Source organism: Zhongshania borealis (genome assembly GCF_039539625.1).
Lineage (GTDB): Bacteria > Pseudomonadota > Gammaproteobacteria > Pseudomonadales > Spongiibacteraceae > Spongiibacter > Spongiibacter borealis.
The window spans coordinates 1-573 of sequence record NZ_BAABDM010000029.1 but is presented as its reverse complement, the minus strand read 5'-3'; the positions used below and the strand labels follow the sequence as shown (position 1 = coordinate 573).

Genomic DNA, 573 nt, shown 5'->3' with positions numbered 1-573 from the left:
TTACGCCTGATGACATCGTTAACGCGGCTGAAGCTGGAACAACCATCAACGTCACGGGTACCGTTGGCGGCGATGCCACAGTGGGCGACGCAATCAGCTTCACCATTAACGGCACGCCTTACAGCGGCACCGTCTTGGCGGGTAACACCTACAGCATTGCGGTTGATGGCGCAGACCTTGCGGCGGATACCAGCTTTGATGCAACAGTGGCTGGCAGCGATGATGCCGGTAATCCGTTCACGGCGACAACCACGTCAACGCATACAGTTGATACGAGTGCAGCAGCAACGATTACCGTTGATGCGATCACCCCTGATGACATCGTTAATGCGGCCGAGGCTGGCACCACCATTAATGTGACTGGCTCTGTTGGCGGCGATGCAAGCGTTGGTGACGCAATCAGCTTCACCATCAACGGCACGCCTTACAGCGGTACTGTCTTGGCGGGCAACACCTACAGCATTGCGGTTGACGGCGCCGATTTGGCAGCCGACACCAGCTTCGATGCAACAGTGACTGGCACTGACGTCGCAGGTAATCCGTTCACGGCAACGACAACCTCGACTCACACGG

Annotated in this window: 1 protein-coding gene; it reads left to right on the top strand. The window is 57.2% G+C overall.

The annotated features are described in order from the left end of the window. On the top strand, positions 1–573 hold a 573-nt coding region (locus ABD836_RS19435), incomplete at both ends, for an Ig-like domain-containing protein (RefSeq protein WP_344939324.1).